This is a genomic window from Oleiphilus messinensis (genome assembly GCF_002162375.1).
Taxonomy (GTDB): domain Bacteria; phylum Pseudomonadota; class Gammaproteobacteria; order Pseudomonadales; family Oleiphilaceae; genus Oleiphilus; species Oleiphilus messinensis.
Genome location: NZ_CP021425.1, coordinates 2,815,001 through 2,837,188, shown reverse-complemented (window position 1 = coordinate 2,837,188; position 22,188 = coordinate 2,815,001). Strand labels below are relative to the sequence as shown.

Genomic DNA, 22,188 nt, shown 5'->3' with positions numbered 1-22,188 from the left:
TCCACACCTTAGTGGCATCCGATTAAAAAATAATGACTCCGCCAAACAAAAAGTGAAAACATATCATGAGTTTTCAAACAGATTTTCAACAGCTCCGTAATTACCTGAGCGAACACATTATAGGACAGGCCCACCTTGTCGAGCGCCTACTGATCACGCTACTTGCCGATGGCCATCTTTTGGTTGAAGGTGCACCCGGCCTGGCAAAAACGAAAGCAATCAAGGATCTTTCCAACAAACTGGAAGCAGATTTTCAACGTATTCAATTTACCCCCGATCTCTTACCGGCAGATATCACTGGCACAGAGATATTCCGTCCGGAAGACGGTAGCTTCAGCTTTCAGAAAGGACCGATTTTCCACAACATGGTACTGGCCGACGAAATTAACCGGGCACCAGCAAAAGTCCAATCCGCGTTACTTGAGGCAATGGCTGAACGACAAATCAGTGTCGGCAATCAAACCTGGCCCCTGCCCCAACTGTTTCTCGTGATGGCAACACAGAATCCGATCGAGCAAGAGGGAACCTACCCCCTCCCTGAGGCACAATTGGATCGATTCCTGATGCACGTAAAAATTGATTATCCGGATGAGACCGCGGAAAAATCAATTCTGAAATTAGCACGAGCTGAAAATACTACGGAGCAATCAGGTACGACGCAGATCGAAAAAATTACCCAGGGGTCTATCTTTGCCGCCCGCAAGGCCGTAAATGAAATTTATATGGCGGACAGTGTCGAAAATTATATCGTCCAAATCATCATGGCAAGCCGGAAGCCCGAACGCTATGGTGAAGATCTGGCGCGTTGGATTGATTTCGGTGCAAGCCCTCGAGGAACAATTGCCCTTGACCGCTGCGCACGGGCGCATGCCTGGTTGAAAGGCAACGACTTTACCAGCCCGGATGATGTTCAATCTGTCGTCCGCGAAGTATTACGACACCGCCTGCTGATCAGCTTCGAGGCTGAGGCTGCGGGTATGACCGTTGATAAAGTGATCGACACGATACTTGAACGTGTACCGGTAAGCTGATTCACACAGTATTCAAGTATCCAGGCACTATCAGATATCAACGTTTCAATAAAAGTGCGATCTATGGGTATTTTTAAAACAAAAAAACCAAATAACTACGCAGACAATCTAGCCTCGAATTTTCCGACTGACAATTTTGTAAAGTCGTCAGTCGAAGGACGTGTCTACAGCAGTCTAGAGGATCTGATAAGACTCCGTTTCACCGCTGCTGCGCTGCAACTGCCCTCAGCAAAGCGGGGGTTGCGCCAGCAATCGGGGCCAAACCAATCGCGCTTTCGGGGTCGCGGCATGGAGTTTGCCGAAGTGAGAGCGTACCAGCCGGGTGACGACATCCGCAGCATTGACTGGCGTGTTACCGCACGACGCCAAAAACCGCACACCAAACTTTATCATGAAGAACGGGAACGCCCTGTAACCCTGCTCTGTGACCAAAGTCTTTCCCAGTTCTTCGGCTCCCGGCACTGTTTCAAGTCTGTGCTCGCTGCAGAAATCGCCGCCACGCTGAGTTGGCTGACAATTAACAAAGGGGATCGCGTTGGGGGATTAGTATTCTCAGACCATGAGCACCGGGAAATCCGTCCGGCAAGAAGTCGGAAAACACTCATGCACATCCTGAACACCATTAGTGAATTTAATCAAAAGTTAAACGTAAGTGATACCGAGTCCGAACAATTAATCGATCTGAACAGCATGCTTCAGGAATATCGGCGAATCGGGAAACCCGGTGGATTACTGATTATGATCAGCGACTTTCTGGACTTCAATCCGGAATCCCGCAAGATACTTTTTGAATTGCAAAAACACAGTGAAATTATCGCGATACAAACGTCAGACCCCCTGGATTTCGAGCTTCCACCGCCTGGTATGTATCCGATTTCTGACGGTAAACAATTCACCCTGCTCGATACCTATGACAATCAGGCGAGAAGCCGCTACAAATCCAAAGTAAATGAACAGCAACAGTACCTCACCGAGACGGTGGGCAAACTGAATATTCCACTGCATACGCTAAGCACTCAGGAACCCTTGTTAAATGGTCTGAAGTTACTCTTCCGCGGAGGCAGCATCACACCATGACGCCCGAAGAATTGACGACTCAACTTCGAGACATACACCTGCCCGAAGCCGTAAGTTGGTGGCCCCTGGCTCCCGGCTGGTACATTTTAATCGTAGGCATACTCACCCTGATCGCATTGGTGCTCTTCGCCATGTTCCGATTTCGCAAAAACCGGTGGCGCCGCCAGGCACTTCAGGAGCTAGAGAGATTATATTTGAATCACGAACAGAATGAAGGCGTGGACAATTCCGATTCCGACTTCGCAGCATCACTCAATGCATTGCTCAAGCGTGTTGTCAGGCTCAGGTATCCTGAAACCCGATGCAACCCACTCAGTGGTGAAACATGGGTTGAAACCCTACATCAGCTCAGGTTACAAAATCTCCGGTTACCTAAAAACGGTCAAAACTTTGATTTTTCTGACTTGGCGAACTGCCAATATCAAAAATCAAAAACTCTTGATCGCCGATTTCACTATGAGCAAATCAGGGAGTGGATCAAAGCATGTCTGTAGCTGACATTACTTTTGCATGGCCTTGGTTGTTCCTATTATTGCCGCTACCGCTGTTGATCAGACCAAAGCCCACAGATGAGAGTCAACAGGCCATCAGGTTGCCCCGTTTCGCCACAGCGACCAGGGTGTTGCAATCTGCCCGTGATACTCGTGCAGAAACGAGCGTAGCGCAAAAAATGCTTCTGTTTTTGATCTGGTTTTTATTAGTCACAGCACTGACCCGGCCCCAGTTTATAGGCGACCCAGTGGATATCTCTCAGTCCGGGCGTGATTTGATGCTCGCCGTTGACTTATCTGAATCAATGTATGCTGAAGATATGATCATTCGGGGATTTAAAACAAATCGTCTGGCCGCTGTTAAGTCCGTCGTGAGCGAATTTATTAGCGAACGCCAGGGCGATCGAATGGGATTAATCGTGTTCGGCAGTAGTGCCTATGTCCATGCACCTCTTACTTTCGATCTTGAAACCGTACAAACATTGCTAAGGGAAAGCGCTATTGGTATGGCAGGCAAAGCCACTGCCATTGGGGACGCCATAGGTCTTGCGGTAAAACGATTGCAAAAGCGCCCCGAAAATTCGAGAGTCTTAATACTCCTGACAGACGGCACAAATACTGCTGGGGAACTATCGCCGGATCAAGCGGTGGAGCTTGCAAAAAAAACAGGGATTAAAATATACACCATCGGGGTTGGTACTCAGAATCAATCAAACTTACGTCGCGGAATGGCAATAGACGAACAGACCCTGCAACAGATTGCCGCCGAAACCGGTGGCGAATATTTCCGGGCTCGCAATACCGGGGAGCTGGGGTTGATCTATGAGAACCTGAATCACCTGGAACCCGTTGAGACCGAAGCCAAACCCTACAGGCCGGTGGTGGAAGTTTACTTTTGGCCGCTGGCCAGCGCCTTTTTGATCTTGATGTTACGGCTGATTCTGCGCGAATTACCTAATCTTGCATCCAGACTACGAAATCTAATTCAACCCCATCAGCAGAGAACGGAAAAATGACCGAATTCATATCGAATTTCCACTTCCTCCGTCCTGACTGGTTGTGGTTTATCATACCCTCCATGATCATTCCCTGGCTGATATCCAAAGGACACATGAGCAATTCCTGGCAAAAAGTAATTGCTCCGGAGTTTCTCCAATACCTGAATGTTTCGGGCCGGAAAACACTCAAAAGCAAATCAGGATTGCCACTTACGCTTTTCGCACTCTTGATATCGCTCGCACTGGCAGGCCCGACCTGGGAAAAAACAGAAATACCAGCCCGTAAAAGTATCGACAATCTGGTGGTTTTGCTCGATTTGTCACTCTCAATGTATGCAGAAGACCTGCAGCCAAGCCGATTGATTCGGGCCAAACAAAAACTTCAGGATCTATTGAAACTGCGCCGCGAGGGTAACACGGGATTGATCGTCTATGCTGGAGATGCGCATTCAGTCACACCATTAACCGATGATGTAAAAACCATTGAACTCCTGCTCTCCGACCTGGAACCCATGTATATGCCGGAAGGTGGCAGTGAACCCGGTCAAGCGGTTCGCATGGCTCGGGATTTCCTGTCCAGAGCGCCCGCTGACAATGGCCGAATACTTCTCATCACAGACGAAATCGCCCCTGATCAGGTTCCTGAAATCATCGATCTAGCCGGTGCGACACCAATCGATGTTCTGGGCGTAGGGACAACGACTGGCGCTCCAATTATTCGTCCAGACAACGGACAAATGTTCAAATATCAGGGCAAGGTGGTTATCCCACAACTGAATCCTGAAGTGCTGCAAGAAGTTGCACGGGAAACTGGCGGCAGTTATTCAGATATCACGTTGAACAATCACGACTTGCGTCGCCTTGCAGTCATTCCAGACCCGCTTTCCACGCAAACGGATGAAGAGCATACCATGGTAGCGGATTGGCACGATGCCGGATACTGGCTCATTTTTCCGGCTCTTTTACTCGCTTTACTTTGCTACCGGCAAGGCGCGTTTTCTACAGTCATTTTGGCAACGTGCCTGGTTTCCGGCGTGAGCCTGAGCCCCTCAAGCCATGCGCAGGGATGGCAGGATTGGTTTAAAACAGCTGACCAGCAGGCAATGGACGCCTATAACAAAGGCGACTACGACAGTGCCGCATCACTCTTTGAGAACCCTGAATGGCGCGCAGCTTCACAGTATCGAGCGAATCAATTCGACAAGGCCCAATCGGATCTGAACCAACTAGAGGAGCAAAGTGCAGATCAACTGTACAATTTGGGAAACGCATTCGCGATGTCTGGGCAGTATCCACAAGCATTGGAAGCCTATGAAAAGGCTTTATCCCTTGATCCTGATATGGCCGATGCCGAACACAATCGAAAGCTCGTCGAGTCCATGCTGGAAGAGCAACAGAACCAGCAGAACCAGCAGAACCAGCAGAACCAGCAGAACCAGCAGAACCAGCAGTCTGATGAAAGCCAATCCGATCAGCAAAATCAACAAGAACAGAACCAGCAATCCTCTGACCAGCAAGGTCAGCAAGGTCAGCAAGGTCAGCAAGGTCAGCAAGGTCAGCAAGGTCAGCAAGGTCAGCAAAATGAGGCTGATGGTTCAGAGCAGGCCGGGCAACAAGGCTTAGAGGGGGACACGGATCAAGATAGCCGTGAAAACAGCTCTGGAAGAAGCGATCCGTCCCAACAAAATGAGCAGGACCAAAGCGAAAAATCAATCGGTGCCGATCAAATGGAAGAGACCCAAGGGCAACAACCCGACCCTGCTTCAGAGCAGATGCTCAGGCGCATTCCAGATGAGCCTGGAGGACTCCTGCGACAAAAATTCCTGCAACAATATCGCGAGCGTATGCGCGAAAATAATCAAGACTCCCGTGAAGGACGACCACTATGGTGAGACAAGCCGCAATCATATCGTTTAAAGACGCAGTCAAACTATGCACGGTATGGCTCATTTTTTTCACGCTTTTTGGTTCGTTGTCAGCCCAAAGTGACACGCTTTCCGTTCGCGTGGATAAAAATAAAATTTATGAAACCGACACCCTGACGTTACAAATTGAGGGCGAGGTTGAATTGGATTTGTCTCTGGGTGGTCTCTTGTCTTTAGGCCGCTCCGATTTTCCTGCGCCGGACACCACGCCATTGCTGTCACAGTTCGAGATTTTGTCTCAAAATCAGCAGTACAATATGCGACACATCAACGGAGAAACGAAAGCGCAAATTACCTGGCAGTATACCCTTGCACCCAAACAGACCGGTAAACTGACCATTCCTGCGCTTACTTTAAAAGATGACTCGTCGGAACCCATCGCAATAGAAGTACTCCCGGGTCAATCCAAGCCGGGAGATGGAACGCCCTCCCTCGCTTTTTTCGAAACTGAGATCGACAAACAAACAGTCTACCTTCAGGAACAGGTTATATTCACCGTTCGCTTCTTCCATACCGGGAATGCCAGGGGCGACTTATCCCAACCGGAACATAAAGATATCATCATTGAACTTCTCGATGAAAACCGTTACAACACGATGCGTTATAACATTAACTATGAAGTTATCGAACGCAAATATGTGCTTTTTCCACAAGTCACGGGCACAATCATTGTCCCCAAGATTGAGTTCTCAGGTCAAGTACGCAACTTGAGAAGACGAATGGAGTACAAACGCGCTTACTCTACTGATCAGACCATTTCGGTGAAATCCATACCCGATACCTTCACCGGTACACATTGGCTCCCGCTTCGAAGCCTGACACTTAAGGAGTCCTGGGACAAAGATCCAGCTGAAATTACAGTCGGTGATGCCCTGAATCGGTCAATTTCGTTACAGGCTATCGCAGCATTGGGCTCAGCACTGCCCAATATACCGGCGGACAACAACACAAACCTGAAGCTTTACCCTGCCCCACTCGAAAAGAACTCGACGCCGAATCCACTCGGCGCAGAAGCGACCGCCGAACAGAACATTGCAGTAATTGCCGTTGAACCCGGTACAATAACCCTGCCTGCAATACGTATTCCCTGGTGGGATACAGCTCAAGACATCGAGCAAATCGCCGAAATCCCGGCAAGGACAATTCATATTCTCCCGGATGCAACACAACCCGAGCCGGTCCCCACTGCGCCAGTCGCCATACAAGACGATATTGGCAATGACACCGAAAAAACACCACAGCTACAGACAATCAACACTAACGGAGAAACAGTAATTTGGCAGTGGCTGTCATTTGGCCTTGCCGCTCTCTGGCTACTCACAATCATTGCGATAATATTGATTATCCGAAATCGCCAAAATACAGCTCCAGCCCCCACAAAACCGGTCGGCCATAACCCTGAATGGAAGCATGTGTTTGCGGCATTCAGCGCGGGAGAAAAGAATGCAATTTCGCTCTTGATCCGACAACTTCAGCATGAAAATACGGGAGGTGCTGCAGCAACAGGCGATTTAAGAGGACAACCATTCATTAATCTGGAATGGGTAAAGCGCTATTTCGATTCACCCGAATTAACCAAATTGCTGAATGCTTATGAAAGAGAGCTCTACGGTGTGAATAGTAAACGATCAATCGATAGCCAAATTCAACTGGGTACAAATATTAATGCGGTGATGAAACGTTGCCTCAAGAATGTATCTTCTCGCACGCCAAAAACAAAGCAGTCTGACTTACCGGACTTGTACCCCAACTAAGACAGGCTATTCAACTATTCAAGGATCTGCCGCTGACGGGCTCTGGCGAGTGCTTGAGTCCGATTGTTTACCCCCATTTTGCCATAAATGTTACGCAAATGGGCTTTGACCGTAGACAGGGAAATACCCAGCTTTTCCGAGAGTTGTTTATTGCTCGCCCCCGTATCCAGCGCTCTCAATACCTCAGTTTCACGTTCACTCAAAGGTTCCGGGATCCCTTGAACTACATTGGATTCTTCGCGGGGGCCGAATATTTCAGCGACTACATAATTTAAAGTTCGGTGCTCGACAAGTTGAGTGCCAAGCGTTGTGTTTACTATTTTTAAGACAGGCAGAATCCTCTCGAGCCCGAAATCAAGGAATATTCGCAATGCATTCTCAGGTTGCATTTTAAGGCCCGCTTTCAGGATCAATGGAACTGCCAGATCCGGTTCTCCTTGGTAATAGTGACCAACCGCTGAAGAAATCAACGCGTTTAGCGCAATACGGTTCATGCCCAGCGCCTTTGTTTCCTCATAGAGCTCCTGAAACGCCTCGTGTACATACTCACCCCTGAGCTGCCTGATCTGCAGCCATGCCAACCGCTCATCATAATAGGTCACAGCGACCGGCAATCTCTGCTCAGGATCAAATTCTGCGGCCCATCGAAAATATGCAGAGAAATCATTGATCAAAGTATGATTTATCGCGGACAATCTAGCCGGACTGGGAGTAAGTGAGTACCGTTGCCGCTTTGGATCTGGACATAGACTTTCCAGCATGGTAACGGCCTGTTGCGCTGCTGAAAAATCACCCTCACTACAGCTGACCCACCACCTGAAAAAGGTAATGTAAACATGGTACATCGAGTAAGGCGTGTGCGATGCCAGATCTAAGGCTTCATCAAACAATCGCTTTGCCTCAGCCAAAGCAGACCGGTCCAATGCCAGCCGCCCTTTGACCATTGGAACTACGAGTCCGAGTGGATGCTTTCTCCAGGATACGCCCACAAACGTCTCAACTTCGTCCAGACGATGCTGTAAGGACTGGATATCATTTAACTGAAAACAAATCGAACTAAAAATATCAAGGCTGGCGTAAATCGCTGCTCGATTGTTCAATCTCAACGCCAGCGTCAACGATTCTGTGGCCTCCCGCTTCGCGTCAATCATATTTCCTGCACAAAACTGACGCGTAGCAGTTAATTGCTTTCCCCACGGTTTCAGAAACTCGGATTCTCTATTGGATATCGAGTTCATGGACGGGGAATTGAATCCCGCGATATCGTAGTTTCCAGACAGAATTGCGGTATACACTGCAAAATAATCAATCGTATCAGCAAGATCACTCAAGTCTCTATCGCAGAAAGAAACACCATTAAGTTGGTCGACAGCAAATTCGTCATCGCCTTTAGTGTCTTTCAATTCCTCAACCAGAACTCGAGCCCGGCCCAATCTCGCCAACGAAGCGGTATATTCACGGATATAAAAAAGTCTGAATGCATCCAGAAACATTAACCATGGGTCGGTCTCAACCGAGGACTCAGGAAAGCCAGAGAGATGACGATGAGCGAGGATAATTTCACCACTTCTCACCCACTCAACGAATGCCCGCCTAATGCAGGATTCAGCGTCCTTCCATTTTTGAGAAGCGGTATACAAGTCAATCGCGTCCGACCAATACCCATGTTCCTCGAACCAATGCGCAACCTCTTTTCTATAGCGATACGCTAATTCCTGATCAAGCAATTTCTTTCGAGCACACCAGTCACGAAAAATCCTGGGCAAGAAAAACAAATCTCGCGGGGTATCAGGTTCATCAAATAACAAGCCAGCACGTTTTAATTCAAGAAAAGCCAAGTGTGAAGAAAATTGACCCGAGAACTGGGAAGAACGATTCAGCGGTGAAGGCTGGCTATCCAATTTGATCGCTAACGGCTCCGCCATTGGCGAAAGTGACAAATAACCGAGAGCCGCTTGTGTATTTTCTGATAAGGCGGGTAAAACCTCGGTTTCAATATATGAATCGAAGAATCGTGGCGACTCCAGATCTAACTGGAGTTGCAGCTCAGGGTCAGCAGCATCCTCCAGCCCGCTGCAAAGCATGGAAATTACGGTAATCCAGCCTTCAGATAATGCCCAAACCTGATCGATCTGTGCCTCAGAACATTCGACCGGACACCATGCGGACAATAACGCTTCAGTCTGTGCTCTTCCGCACCGAAGCTTTCGAGAATTGATAAACGCGAGTTCCCGTTGAGCTTTGCGTTTCGCCAGCTGCAATTCGGGTTCAACGCGGCTTACGATTACGATTTTTATACACTCAGGGATTTGGTTAACAAAATTGTTGAATGAGGCCTGGCACTGTGGGTTACTGATGGTCTCGAACTGATCCAGGACCAAAATTAGAGATCCAGAGGATTGCCAACTACGAGAATACCGAACAAGTTCTGACAACAAAGCTTCGAAGGGTTTCTCCAGACTCTCTGTAGCGTCAGGAGTATTTGATGAATCTACAACGATTTTACCAATACCACCAACACCTGCCCTTGGTCTTAATTTGCCAGAAACAGCATTCGAGATATTTTGCCAAAACAATTCTGTTTCATTTTCCAGTTCCGAAAATGTAAGCCAGACATGTTGGTATCGATTTACCTCCAGCACATGTCGAATCAAAGCCGTTTTACCAAATCCCGCCGGCCCTTGCACTACACACAAACGAGATTCCAACGCAAGCATTGCCAATTCCACCAATTCGGCATTAAATTGCATTTTGTTATACTGTTTACTCTGATTCGCCCTCACATACGTTGACATATTGTCCCCTGGAGTTTTTCCCCTACTGAGTATGTACTTTATCAGACCCTAATCTTCCAACGGAGAGCACACAATCATCAAGTAACGCGAACCAGTACTCATTTTTTCACGTAGCCTAATCCGAAATAACGATGAACCCGGTTTGGAAAACATTAAAAATAAACAGAATCAAACGCGAGGAGAAAAACTTTTCCCAGAGCGTTATTGAGATTACCTTGCAATGTTTGGATGAGGACCTTAACCAGGGAATGGTTTTTAAACAGGGGCACTGGTTGCGCCCCTTTTTTTATGCCTTGTTCACCATTTTTATACTTTGTTCGCCATCATTTCTTAGAGTGGCTCGGACATCAGAATCTCCAGGGTGACTCTTTTTACCCTTACCTCCCGGGTATAAGCTGGTGTAACGGCGGTATTACTGCCATGGAGAGAGGCATAGGTTGTGCCACGGAGCTCTGGACTCTCAACCAAATCGACATTTTCTTCCAGATCTGTATGAATCACTTCAAAAACGCCGAATTTTAATTCACGGGTTAGTTCCGCAGCGTACCGCAAAGCCAATGATTCTACTTCTTCTGATGTTATCGGCTTATAGGTTTCGTAAGAAACCAGGTAACTGTTCGGCGTGATTTGCTGCGCGTAGTAGCCATGGGGAGTATCACCTTCTTTAGGGACGTACAGTTCGACATTGGCACACGCGGATAACAACATTATCAAAGTACCCAAAATCACGGTGTTCATTTTACTGACAATTCCATTCATAGTATTAAAAGCTTTCACTTGTCGGATCACTATTCTAGGTCGCAAAGCCAATCATATTGCGGCGTTAAGCAGGTAAGGCAGACCCAGAAGTTTATATGAGAAGTCTACTCCTTTCCGGGTACGTCTCTCAAATTTAATTATTTAACACGCCGGTTGCTTGAAATCATTATGTTTTTAATTAACCGTTAATTTCTGTGCACAGACTCAGGGGAGAACAACTGTTCGCTCAAATGATCAGTATCAATTCAGTTGCATGTGGACACAAAAATTAAGTAAAAGCCTGTAGATAATATCACCCTATGACGTGTTATACTGCAGGGGGTCGCCTACTCGAGTCACTCAAGTGTCATTATGTAATGCTAGGCTACTCAATAATAAACGGTGTGCGCCGAACATGTACGCGTGTACGGGGTTTGCGCTGAGCGTGCACTTTCCTGTTCCACTTAAACAAGATCACACCCATGGCCGAACCAAAGAACTTTACTCGTAGTCAGCTTTCCAGCAGACAACATTCAAGCTCCTGGATGGATTCTGAAAAAGAAGAGGCGCCAGTTAATTGGGTCGCCACCATACTTTTTCTGGTAACGGGCAGTATCGCCCTGATCGTTGTGCCTGCATATGGCTTTATGTATGGCTTTGACCTCTTCGAATGGCTCACATTCGCGGCTTTTTTATTCTTCTCAGGCACTGGTATAACTGCAGGCTACCACAGACTGTGGGCTCACAATGCTTATGAGGCTCACCCAATCGTAAAATACTGGCTGGCTTTCTGGGGTGCAGCGTCGGTGCAAAACAGCATCCTGGTCTGGGCATCGGGTCATCGAACCCATCACCGATACGTTGATAGTAAAGAGAAAGACCCTTACTCAATCAACCGGGGATTCTGGTTCGCACACCTGGGCTGGATGGTTCGCCACTATGAAAGCAGCCAGGAAGATTTCTCGAACGCCAAAGACTTGCAGCGTGACAAAGTGGTAATGCTACAACATAATCATTACCTTAAATTCGTATTCGCCTCCACCATTTTGTTGCCGATGATATTGGGCTTCCTCAACGGTGATGTCTGGGGTACGCTCTTACTGGCCGGGTTTTTCCGGTTGTTTTTGAATCATCACTTTACTTTTTTCATCAACAGCTTATGTCACATGTGGGGGAAACAGCCCTACACCGATACCAACACAGCAAAAGACAATCCAGTATTGGCGCTTTTCACCTATGGCGAGGGGTACCACAATTTTCATCATTTCTTCCAGACTGACTACCGCAATGGTGTACGCTGGTGGCAAATCGATCCTACCAAGTGGCTGATTAATTTCTGGTCGAGAATTGGTTTAGCCAAGAACTTGCGCCGTACTCCCGCCTTTAAAATTCGTGAAGCTATGGTCAAAATGCAGTTTCAACGAGCGGAAACCTCGCTGCAAAAAGTATCCAATACTGCAGACAATAGCTGGAAAACCGTTATGGAGAACGAATATCGACAGTTCCTGGCGACCATGGATGAGTGGACGCAACTACGCGGCGAATGGATGAAGAAGCAACGAGAGAACCTGACTCAGAAACGGGAGTCACTAATGGCAAAATTTGACACATCAACAGTCAAGAGCCGGTTCAAAGAATTAGAATATGCATTGCGGTTACAACAAGACCGCTTGAAACAATTCAATCGTATGCTTGCAACAGCCTGATTTAGCCTAACGGGATCCGCCCCCCAAAATAGAATGTTTACTAACAGTTCTTTTTTGGGGGTAGTACACGCTAATTTCTACCTTGTCAGGCTAAGACGTTTTCATCAAGACTTGAACTCTTCCATAAAATCCAACGCGAATTGATGACGTATCTGTCGTCGGTGCTCAGCCCACAACGCTTTAATCTTGTCCTGGTTACATTGTTGACGATCCAGCAAAACCCGGGTGTTTAATTCACCCACAGGATGTTTTGATGGGCACTTCGAAAAAACAAACTGGTTACTGATCAAATCCAGGAAAGGACCGGACTTACTCGTAGGCATAATAAAAATCAACTGAAGACCCAGTGTCTTCGTCAGATAACCAATGACTTCCCTCGATCGCACCTCATCCATTTTCGAAAATGCTTCATCCACCAACACCATCCGTAGGTGACTTTCACCGGTCGCAAAGCGGAAAGCGGATGTGATCGCAGCAGCGCGAATAATATACGCAGGCGTTTCCAGCTGCCCCCCACTCCCTGTACCATATTGAGAAAGTGCAATGGGTTGCTTCCCTTCTGGCTGCTTATAGATCTCGTAATTACGATAATTGCGATAGTCGGAAATGCGCTCCAACTCTCTGAGTGCGTGATGCTCATCTTCCGATAACAGCATCAACATCAACTTGTCTCTGACTTTTTGCCCTTTGACCGACAGATCCGCTTCGAACAAAGTGGTTCCATCACCTAAGTTCGGCATGTTCCGTACTTCGGTGAAAAAATCCCAGTATTCTTTAAACTCCGGTACCCAACGAACACCGAATGAAAAGTGTTCTCGGTCCGCACCAAATTGGTGGTGTTCCAACTCACGATTTAGCTCGTCTAAAACCCGCTTACCATCTTGCACAGCCTGGTAGATTGCATGACACAAGTGCGCAACGAATGTGTTATTAAAGGTGGTTTTGAGTTTTTTAAGGTTATCCAGCTTCTCAACCAAGATATTATTTAACAGTTGATTGTGGACTCGATCTATCTCTCGAAACGTATCACATGTGCGAATGAAGAATCGTTCCGTATGGCGCTCCGTGTAATCCGAGACATAAGGAATCTGATACACGGAAAGACTTTGCTGGTTATGTGTGATCAAACCGCTTTCAAATTGATGTACTCTGGAATCCATTTCAGCTCGTGCCGTTTGTAATTCTGCAGACAAACGCTCAGGTGAAATGGTTTTACCCAGATTTCTGGCATCTGCAAGACGGCCTTCAACATCAACATCCGGCCAGGCTTTCCGGATACGTTCTAAATTTGCTTCATTATTGTGTACACCGGCTTCCAACTCTGGCATTAAAGACTGTAACAACTCTTTTTCTTTAATGAGCTTGTGCAATTCGGTATTCAAACTGCCATGGGCTTCATAAAGCGACTTCAAATTTTCCGACAATTCTTCTTTAGCCGTTTTAAATCTCGCAAGCTCATTCTCAATTTCAGCATAGTCATTTACATCCAACCGGGAGAGTTGTGTCTCGGCATCTTGTAACTTGCGATGACTTTCAACCATATAACGCAACTGTTCGGCATAATCGACTTCACTAATGCGCTCAATCATTTTGAAAAAACGATCTGTCCTTTGCCATAACTCAGCGGCCTTCTGGTTCTCTGCTAACAGATTTTCAAGTTCCACTTGTTTCGCCGCTAAAGCTCGCTCACGGGCCCCCTGACCAAACACCAGATCAGCATCAGAAATCGCACAACGCCACATGCTGTAAGCGCCGGAGCCAAGCCCGGTGGACGTAACCCCTCTCCGTGTACGTCTCAGCTGCTCTTCATCATTAACCCGTTGTACATTGCCATAGCTCGCAGTGATGTAATCTTTAGCTGTAGCGTGATGAAATTTAAGAACCTGTAGAATTGAATCTTTACCGACTTTAAAGCGGGAAGCATCAGCTTTAGCTTGTTCGCTTTGAATAACTCTAACAGAACCGCCTAATTTGGCATTCCGCACAACTTTCATCGCCTCTGCTTCACAGTCAGCTTGTACGATAATGGAGTATCTGGCACCACCGATGTACCCTTCTATGGCATTTTGCCACTCGGGTTTCGTTACTTCGACATAATCACACAACACCCGCGGGTCTGACCCCGGACAATGCTTTTCGATCGTTTCAACTGCATTTCGAATATGTTGAGGATAGATCGATTGTCGCGCAGAAAGATAATCTATCTCTGCCTGTTTTTGTAATCGTGCTGCTTCCGTTTTTTCTTTATGTTGCTCACGCTTCTGGAGCAGCTTGAGTGAATGCGCTCGCAGATTAACTCCTGTGCCCGAATCTCCATGGATCAGGCCAAACCATTCGTTCGCGTACCGCTGAATTCGTCCTGCCGCATCGAGATGGGACTCCAAGGGACTAATATCAATCCAATCCCGGCTGAACAGGCTAGTTAAGTCCAGACTGAGATTCCCCGTAGATTTAAGGAGTTGTCTGGCACAGGTGGTCAGTAAATTTTGATAGGCTGCATCAAGATCGAGTGTGAAATCAGTAGCGCGTAATTCATCGACCAGTGACGCTGATGTCCGCAGAATCTGATCCAGTCGTTTACTTTGTTGCAATAACAGCGGCGCGGATTTATGCAGCTCATAACTCAATTGAGCGATGTGTTTCTCAAGCTCGTCCTTCTGCTGCAATGGTTGGAAACCAAGCCGTTTCGCAGTTAACTCCAGAAGCTGCTCATCTGTGCGCTCTATCCGGGTTGATATTTTCTCTCGCTCATGGGAGTTAGCCTGCTTTTCGGAAATGAGCTGATTTTCTTTTGCTGTCAATGCATGCAATGCCGCGCTCTGACGTTCGAACTTGAATTGAGCTTCAGTGCACCCCCAGCAATGGTAATTAATCCAGCTTGCGATATAGGCCTCACCGGAATGCTTGGCAGAATTTAAAAGGTTTGCCGACTCTTTTAATCGATTGGCATCACTTTCCATACCATGAATTGACTTTAGAAGGTCAGATACTGTACGAATCGCATCGCCAAGGTCTTTTTTTTCAAGGATTTCGTTCGCGACAAAATCATTAATACTTTTGACCGGTTTGTAAGCCATAAACCTTGAAAACGCGCGAGCAGCATTGAGTGCTTCACGTTCACTTACATCAGCACTCTTAGAGCGCAGCGCACCGTACAAACGCTTCAAATATGCTTTTTTTGTTTCGTATTTTTCAACCGGGAAGTCTTTTTTCAATCGCGTAGCAATTGAATCGAGTGATATTATGTGCCTCGCGCCAAGATCATCCGTTCTGACAAAATCACGTTCAAGGTATAGCTCGTGACCCGGAATAATCAAAAAAAACAATTCCGTCTGCCGCGCTATCCGGTTTTTACCCGATTGTTCGATACGTGCACGACAACAGATTACCGCTGTAAACGGCTCATTTACTTCACCCTCGGTAGGGTGAAAACATGCTGCGATATAGCCATCTGTGACCCCTAAGCGCGCATAAGATCCATCGTCACATCCCAAAATATAGGAGGCCAGTGTTCGAACCTGCTTTCCACCACGACCTCTTTGAGTCGCTTCATCCTGTCCGGGATTATATGTAAACAATGTGTCGTGAGCTGCCGTCATCACAGTCTGGAGCGCATCTGCTGCAGTCGTTTTTCCTGAGCCATTACCGCCAGAAAAAAGGTTAATCGGTCCGAACTCAAGCTCGGAATTCGGGACATTTCCCCAATTCACATAGATGCATTTTTTCAAAAACATGACTAGCTTTCCCCGTTTTCCGAACCACGCAAAATGTTTAACGCCTCATCACTGACGAAACTCATAATCTGTGGTCGAATGCGAAACCACGTATCACCACCATCCAGTACATCCTCAGTAGCTAGCTGAATCAAGCGCAATTGTCTGATACGACGGAACAGTAGTTTCCGTTCAGTCAATGATTCTGGTAACGAACGTTGCAACAGATTTTTCATCGCAATGTTAAGCGATTCCAGACTCAACATTGCACACCCCTGATCGTCCAGCTTGCCTTCACACAAAGCTTTATCGTATTGACTTCTCAAAATAAGAATGAGCGCTGTTTCCTGTTGTGTTAAACGGGATCTAAGACCGGTATTAAAGGGTTGGTCACCTTCATCGTGCCAACCAGGAATCTCGGCACCCGGCGGGTAGGCACGTACGTATGTAAACTCACGCTCGTGGAATAGTCGAATGCCCAAAAGAGATAGATACTCAACTACGAGGGATTCAATACGAATAAAACGATCATAGTAATGTTGTTCGACCTGACTCTCATCTCGGCAAATGATTTGGAAATCCAACAATCTGAGTAAAACGTCAGTAAAATCTTTGGTGGTTAGCCCTTCTTTTTCAAGCGCTGTTTCGATGGCAGGTATGATAGTCATGGATAACTGAATCTAGTCTTTCTTTGAGAGTCGGATGGTGAATTGGTCAGTACACGTCAGATAGTCCGTTGATACTGAGTTACCTGTTGGGTGAATCTCGAATTGATACTCACTGGAACGGGTATTAGTAGCCGCTAGGCCCACAAGATTAACTGCAGCCAATAACTCTCTGGCCGATGTGATAGGTAACTTGTCGTTGGTTATCATCTGCCCTTCCCGCAGTTGAGACTCCAGATATTTGCGGCTATTCTCGTCATGGAGAGTAAATGCCTGGTCAAGCGCATTCTGAATAAACAACTCCCTTCGATCGTATTCGTCGACATCAACGTCTGCTTCCATCAATGTATTAACTGGCTCAACAACCCGGTACTCCCGTAATTGCATTTGCTTCGGATCTTGCAGAGTGATCGATAATGGCGACATTATCTCTGCTGCCACCTCCAGACGTCTTGACTGTTCTGGAGAATCGAGATGACAGAGCGCCTTGCATACTGAACTGACATCATGATTTCGTTGACTGGCAAGAAAGGTCATTTGTCGAATAATAATATCTGCTCGACGAGTGAAGTTTCGCAAGGACTCCCGCAATGCGGGTAGCATGATTTCACAGGCATTTATGACGCGTTGCTCTATTTGCTCCAGAATAAACCATAACAGGGATTGATTCTCGACCACCTGGTCTGGCAACAACTCTCGCAATTTACGCTCTGCTGCTACTTTATTAGCTTTAGGTAACCGCCTTATTCGTCCGAGGAGTATAACAATTTCATCACGGTGTTTTTCAACGGAATCTGCGGAAAGACGAACCGCCACATCCGGTTGAAAGCGACGCTCCATAAACTCGAAAAACTCATCACTGGCTCGCTGGATTAATTGAGTAACTTCCATATCGTGTACCAACAATCGTTTTCGCTCTTCAAGCTCGGTAATCACATCAGTAAAGTCACTGATTATGCGCTCGGAAAACTCAAACGCATCCAACAAGTCATAAACCTCATGGGTACTCGCAAAGGCGGTCAAGGCATTGCGTGTATTTCGTGTGTTTCGATGACGTGTGCGAACGTTTTTTCCTTCTAGTTCTACAAAACACTGCGTAAATAATCGACCTGCTCGTGTGAAGTGATACCTTGAACTGAGATTTACTTCATCAACTTGAATCTCCAACCAACCATAATCTGAGAGTTGATTTAACAGGTGTAGTGCCGTTTCACGATTTGATTTTGGGCCTTGTAAATCTGTATCTGAATCACCATCCAATTCCCAATCCGGATTTCTGGCGAGTGCTTCCAAAAATATCTCGAGCAGTTGTTCACGGGTTAATGCATGCCCATAATCAGCCATACTGCTGTAGAGTCTTCGGTACAAAAGCTTCATACAAGTGACCGTAACTTCGCGATATTTACCATTTAATGGTCTGAACATCGCATTCCGGTCATTGCTAAAAAATCGATGGCTTTCGCTGTACTGTTCTGATTTAGTTTTACTGATCATCTAGAGGTTCTTTGAGCAGAAAAGCCGAATATTATCGCAACTGCATTGATGGGAGGAAAGAGAAATAATGCAATTATCTTTTCGACAGTACGGCTACATCGGGTTTGATGAGCTCCAAATTGAGCGCGTATTCTTCCGCAATATATTGAAATGATTCATTGCTGAAAAACGTAATATGAGTCGGATCCCTGATATAGTGCCAAGTGGAAAATTTTTGCTGGTTCTCTACACGTTTCGTCATGATAAACAGGCTTCCAGAGTCATCTAACTGGCTAAGCAGTTTTTCGAGTATTAATTTAGGGTTCGACAAATGTTCAAACACCTCTGTAGCCGTAATAAATCCGTATGCTTCATCTAGCACGGCAGGGTTATTATCATAAAACAGGTCATATGTACTGATTTGATAACCTTGCATTCGTAACATTTGCGCAAGCACTGGTGTAGGCCCACAGCCAAAATCCAAGCCTTTTGTGTGGATCGGAAATCTTGAACTTACTGGCTCAGCTACTCGACTCAAAAAGCGTTGATAACCCAGATCCTCAAAACTGTTTTCGTGGAGATCGTATACATTTTTTTCTTGTTCAGGAGTGAGGTGATAACAAGGAGGTACGAAGATGAGAGAACAGCGTGAACATTGGACGTACGAACGAACTTTATCTACGTGATATTCGAAAATTGATTTGCCGTGACAAAGCGGGCAATCAGAGTGAATCATAACACCAAAACCCAGACACCCTATACAGACACCTATACAGACACGAATGCAGACATCAATATAGACACTTAAACGAAAAAACCCCAGTGGTGTCTACCACTGGGGTTTTTAATTAGGAGCCTGACAATGACCTACTCTCACATGGGGAGACCCCACACTACCATCGGCGCTGGACGGTTTCACTACTGAGTTCGGTATGGGATCAGGTGGTTCACGTCCGCTATGATCGTCAGACAAAACAAGTTGATCGTATGCGTTCTGTCTTTAACTGTTCATGGCTGAACAAAGCGAGTAAATAAGATTCACAGTCATTTGATTTTGGGTCAAAACCGCTTGGGTGTTATATAGTCAAGCCACACGGGCAATTAGTACTGGTTAGCTCAACGCCTCACAACGCTTACACACCCAGCCTATCAACCTCATGGTCTTTAAGGGCCCTTCAGGAGGCTCAAGCCTCAGGGAGATCTTATCTTGGAGGGGGCTTCCCGCTTAGATGCTTTCAGCGGTTATCCCGTCCGAACATAGCTACCGGGCAATGCAATTGGCATCACAACCCGAACACCAGCGGTTCGTCCACTCCGGTCCTCTCGTACTAGGAGCAGCTCTCCTCAAATCTCCAACGTCCACGGCAGATAGGGACCGAACTGTCTCACGACGTTCTAAACCCAGCTCGCGTACCACTTTAAATGGCGAACAGCCATACCCTTGGGACCGGCTTCAGCCCCAGGATGTGATGAGCCGACATCGAGGTGCCAAACACCGCCGTCGATGTGAACTCTTGGGCGGTATCAGCCTGTTATCCCCGGAGTACCTTTTATCCGTTGAGCGATGGCCCTTCCATACAGAACCACCGGATCACTAAGACCTACTTTCGTACCTGCTCGACGTGTCTGTCTCGCAGTTAAGCGCGCTTATGCCTTTACACTAACCGTACGATGTCCGACCGTACTTAGCGCACCTTCGTGCTCCTCCGTTACGCTTTGGGAGGAGACCGCCCCAGTCAAACTACCCACCACACAGTGTCCTCGATCCCGTTTCGGGACCTGAGTTAGAACCTCAACAGTACCAGGCTGGTATTTCAAGGTTGGCTCCACTCGAACTGGCGTCCGAGTTTCAAAGCCTCCCAGCTATCCTACACAAGTAATGTCAAAGTTCACTGTGAAGCTGTAGTAAAGGTTCACGGGGTCTTTCCGTCTAGCCGCGGATACACAGCATCTTCACTGCGATTTCAATTTCACTGAGTCTCGGGTGGAGACAGCGTGGCCATCGTTACGCCATTCGTGCAGGTCGGAACTTACCCGACAAGGAATTTCGCTACCTTAGGACCGTTATAGTTACGGCCGCCGTTTACCGGGGCTTCGATCAAGAGCTTCGCTAATGCTAACCCCATCAATTAACCTTCCGGCACCGGGCAGGCGTCACACCCTATACGTCCACTTTCGTGTTTGCAGAGTGCTGTGTTTTTAATAAACAGTCGCAGCCACCTGGTATCTTCGACCGGCTGGGGCTTACGGAGTAAATCCTTCACCCTGGCCGGCGTGCCTTCTCCCGAAGTTACGGCACTATTTTGCCTAGTTCCTTCACCCGAGTTCTCTCAAACGCCTTAGTATTCTCTACCTGACCACCTGTGTCGGTTTGGGGTACGGTCCCGTGATATCTGAAGCTTAGAGGCTTTTCTTGGAAGCTTGGCATCGACCACTTCACTGAACAAGTTCAGCTTCGTCATCAGTTCTCGGCATTAAGGACCCGGATTTGCCTAAGTCCTCTGCCTACCACCTTAAACGCGGACAACCATCGCCGCGCTGGCCTAGCCTTCTCCGTCCCCCCATCGCAATATCACGAGGTACAGGAATTTTAACCTGTTTCCCATCGACTACGCTTTTCAGCCTCGCCTTAGGGGCCGACTCACCCTGCGCCGATTACCGTTGCGCAGGAAACCTTGGTCTTCCGGCGAGGGGGTTTTTCACCCCCTTTGTCGTTACTCATGTCAGCATTCGCACTTCTGATACCTCCAGCCAACTTCTCAATTGACCTTCAACGGCGTACAGAACGCTCCCCTACCATCTTCGAAAAGATCCGCAGCTTCGGTGGCATGTTTGAGCCCCGTTACATCTTCCGCGCAGGCCGACTCGACTAGTGAGCTATTACGCTTTCCTTAAAGGGTGGCTGCTTCTAAGCCAACCTCCTAGCTGTCTGTGCCTTCCCACATCGTTTCCCACTTAACATACACTTTGGGACCTTAGCTGGCGGTCTGGGTTGTTTCCCTTTCCACGACGGACGTTAGCACCCGCCGTGTGTCTCCCATGATTGCACTTTCCGGTATTCGGAGTTTGCATGGGGTTGGTAAGTCGGGATGACCCCCTAGCCCAAACAGTGCTCTACCCCCGGAAGTGATACATGAGGCACTACCTAAATAGTTTTCGGGGAGAACCAGCTATCTCCGAGTTTGATTAGCCTTTCACTCCTATCCACAAGTCATCCCCTACCTTTTCAACGGGAGTGGGTTCGGTCCTCCAGTTGATGTTACTCAACCTTCAACCTGCCCATGGATAGATCACTCGGTTTCGGGTCTATTCCTAGCAACTTGACGCCCATTTCAGACTCGGTTTCCCTACGGCTCCCCTAAACGGTTAACCTTGCTACTAAAAATAAGTCGCTGACCCATTATACAAAAGGTACGCAGTCACAGAACAAGTCTGCTCCCACTGCTTGTACGCATACGGTTTCAGGGTCTATTTCACTCCCCTCACAGGGGTTCTTTTCGCCTTTCCCTCACGGTACTGGTTCACTATCGGTCAGTCAGGAGTATTTAGCCTTGGAGGATGGTCCCCCCATGTTCAGACAGGATAACACGTGTCCCGTCCTACTCAATTTCACGCCAATAGAATTTCGAATACGGGGCTATCACCCTCTATGGCCGGCCTTTCCAAGCCGTTCTTCTATTCGTCATGACGCTTTTGGGCTAATCCCCGTTCGCTCGCCGCTACTGAGGGAATCTCGGTTGATTTCTTTTCCTGCGGGTACTTAGATGTTTCAGTTCTCCGCGTTCGCCTCTCTTTTCCTATGTATTCAGAAAAGAGATACCT

13 protein-coding genes and 2 rRNA genes (1 of these 15 running past the window's edge) are annotated in these 22,188 nt (G+C 47.3%); 7 read left to right on the top strand and 8 right to left on the bottom strand.

The window, feature by feature from the left end; all coding sequences use genetic code 11:
• The first annotated feature begins 65 nt into the window (after positions 1 to 65).
• The 6 genes from OLMES_RS12480 to OLMES_RS12455 all read left to right on the top strand — a co-directional run bounded on the left by OLMES_RS12480 (position 66) and on the right by OLMES_RS12455 (position 7,276).
• A complete protein-coding gene (locus tag OLMES_RS12480) occupies positions 66 to 1,031 on the top strand; it encodes an AAA family ATPase (RefSeq protein WP_087461558.1) in 966 nt (321 codons plus the stop codon).
• Between the two features lie 63 nt (positions 1,032 to 1,094).
• Positions 1,095 to 2,108: a DUF58 domain-containing protein gene (locus tag OLMES_RS12475; protein ID WP_087461557.1), complete on the top strand. Its 1,014-nt coding sequence runs from the start codon at positions 1,095 to 1,097 to the stop codon at positions 2,106 to 2,108.
• Positions 2,105 to 2,602: a DUF4381 domain-containing protein gene (locus OLMES_RS12470; protein WP_087461556.1), complete on the top strand. Its 498-nt coding sequence runs from the start codon at positions 2,105 to 2,107 to the stop codon at positions 2,600 to 2,602. The genes OLMES_RS12475 and OLMES_RS12470 overlap by 4 nt, the downstream gene beginning before the upstream one ends.
• The gene (locus OLMES_RS12465) at positions 2,593 to 3,615 is read left to right on the top strand and encodes a vWA domain-containing protein (protein ID WP_087461555.1); all 1,023 of its coding nucleotides are present in this window, start codon (positions 2,593 to 2,595) and stop codon (positions 3,613 to 3,615) included. Before OLMES_RS12470 ends, OLMES_RS12465 begins: the two co-directional genes overlap by 10 nt.
• On the top strand, positions 3,612 to 5,489 hold the full coding sequence (locus OLMES_RS12460; protein WP_087461554.1) for a vWA domain-containing protein: 1,878 nt from the start codon (positions 3,612 to 3,614) through the stop codon (positions 5,487 to 5,489). Before OLMES_RS12465 ends, OLMES_RS12460 begins: the two co-directional genes overlap by 4 nt.
• Positions 5,483 to 7,276 (top strand): BatD family protein, encoded by a 1,794-nt coding sequence (locus tag OLMES_RS12455; protein WP_087461553.1) that lies wholly within the window; start codon positions 5,483 to 5,485, stop codon positions 7,274 to 7,276. The genes OLMES_RS12460 and OLMES_RS12455 overlap by 7 nt, the downstream gene beginning before the upstream one ends.
• 14 nt (positions 7,277 to 7,290) lie before the next feature.
• Here OLMES_RS12455 and OLMES_RS28590 read toward each other — a convergent pair whose 3' ends face one another.
• Positions 7,291 to 10,071 (bottom strand): LuxR C-terminal-related transcriptional regulator, encoded by a 2,781-nt coding sequence (locus tag OLMES_RS28590; protein WP_087461552.1) that lies wholly within the window; start codon positions 10,069 to 10,071, stop codon positions 7,291 to 7,293.
• A 330-nt stretch (positions 10,072 to 10,401) separates the two neighbouring features.
• Positions 10,402 to 10,809, bottom strand: a complete 408-nt coding sequence (locus OLMES_RS12445; RefSeq protein WP_157678286.1) for a CC0125/CC1285 family lipoprotein — start codon at positions 10,807 to 10,809, stop codon at positions 10,402 to 10,404.
• Between the two features lie 482 nt (positions 10,810 to 11,291).
• Here OLMES_RS12445 and OLMES_RS12440 point away from each other — a divergent pair, with 482 nt between their 5' ends.
• Complete coding sequence (locus tag OLMES_RS12440) at positions 11,292 to 12,515, top strand: acyl-CoA desaturase (RefSeq protein WP_232465326.1); 1,224 nt, start codon at positions 11,292 to 11,294, stop codon at positions 12,513 to 12,515.
• Between the two features lie 104 nt (positions 12,516 to 12,619).
• Here OLMES_RS12440 and OLMES_RS12435 read toward each other — a convergent pair whose 3' ends face one another.
• From OLMES_RS12435 to OLMES_RS12410, 6 genes are all read right to left on the bottom strand, one after another.
• Positions 12,620 to 16,249, bottom strand: a complete 3,630-nt coding sequence (locus OLMES_RS12435) for an ATP-binding protein (protein ID WP_087461549.1) — start codon at positions 16,247 to 16,249, stop codon at positions 12,620 to 12,622.
• Between the two features lie 2 nt (positions 16,250 to 16,251).
• On the bottom strand, positions 16,252 to 16,896 hold the full coding sequence (locus OLMES_RS12430) for a DUF4194 domain-containing protein (protein ID WP_087461548.1): 645 nt from the start codon (positions 16,894 to 16,896) through the stop codon (positions 16,252 to 16,254).
• Positions 16,897 to 16,908: 12 nt separating this feature from the next.
• Positions 16,909 to 18,387 (bottom strand): Wadjet anti-phage system protein JetA family protein, encoded by a 1,479-nt coding sequence (locus OLMES_RS12425; RefSeq protein ID WP_087461547.1) that lies wholly within the window; start codon positions 18,385 to 18,387, stop codon positions 16,909 to 16,911.
• 73 nt (positions 18,388 to 18,460) lie between these two features.
• Positions 18,461 to 19,102 carry a class I SAM-dependent methyltransferase gene (locus OLMES_RS12420; protein ID WP_087461546.1) on the bottom strand — a complete coding sequence of 214 codons (642 nt, stop codon included), beginning with the start codon at positions 19,100 to 19,102 and terminating at the stop codon, positions 18,461 to 18,463.
• A gap of 118 nt (positions 19,103 to 19,220) precedes the next feature.
• A 5S ribosomal RNA gene (gene rrf, locus OLMES_RS12415) occupies positions 19,221 to 19,336 on the bottom strand.
• Between the two features lie 110 nt (positions 19,337 to 19,446).
• A 23S ribosomal RNA gene (locus OLMES_RS12410) occupies positions 19,447 to 22,188 on the bottom strand (it continues 139 nt past the right edge of the window).

Excerpts from the sequence above, each read along its gene's own strand:
- OLMES_RS12460 (WP_087461554.1), top strand. The coding sequence starts at position 3,612 with ATGACCGAATTCATATCGAATTTCCACTTCCTCCGTCCTGACTGGTTG.
- OLMES_RS12475 (WP_087461557.1), top strand. The coding sequence starts at position 1,095 with ATGGGTATTTTTAAAACAAAAAAACCAAATAACTACGCAGACAATCTA.
- OLMES_RS28590 (WP_087461552.1), bottom strand. The coding sequence starts at position 10,071 with ATGTCAACGTATGTGAGGGCGAATCAGAGTAAACAGTATAACAAAATG.
- OLMES_RS12425 (WP_087461547.1), bottom strand. The coding sequence starts at position 18,387 with ATGATCAGTAAAACTAAATCAGAACAGTACAGCGAAAGCCATCGATTT.
- OLMES_RS12455 (WP_087461553.1), top strand. The coding sequence starts at position 5,483 with ATGGTGAGACAAGCCGCAATCATATCGTTTAAAGACGCAGTCAAACTA.
- OLMES_RS12445 (WP_157678286.1), bottom strand. The coding sequence starts at position 10,809 with ATGAACACCGTGATTTTGGGTACTTTGATAATGTTGTTATCCGCGTGT.
- OLMES_RS12480 (WP_087461558.1), top strand. The coding sequence starts at position 66 with ATGAGTTTTCAAACAGATTTTCAACAGCTCCGTAATTACCTGAGCGAA.
- OLMES_RS12430 (WP_087461548.1), bottom strand. The coding sequence starts at position 16,896 with ATGACTATCATACCTGCCATCGAAACAGCGCTTGAAAAAGAAGGGCTA.
- OLMES_RS12470 (WP_087461556.1), top strand. The coding sequence starts at position 2,105 with ATGACGCCCGAAGAATTGACGACTCAACTTCGAGACATACACCTGCCC.
- OLMES_RS12465 (WP_087461555.1), top strand. The coding sequence starts at position 2,593 with ATGTCTGTAGCTGACATTACTTTTGCATGGCCTTGGTTGTTCCTATTA.
- OLMES_RS12440 (WP_232465326.1), top strand. The coding sequence starts at position 11,292 with ATGGCCGAACCAAAGAACTTTACTCGTAGTCAGCTTTCCAGCAGACAA.
- OLMES_RS12435 (WP_087461549.1), bottom strand. The coding sequence starts at position 16,249 with ATGTTTTTGAAAAAATGCATCTATGTGAATTGGGGAAATGTCCCGAAT.
- OLMES_RS12420 (WP_087461546.1), bottom strand. The coding sequence starts at position 19,102 with ATGATTCACTCTGATTGCCCGCTTTGTCACGGCAAATCAATTTTCGAA.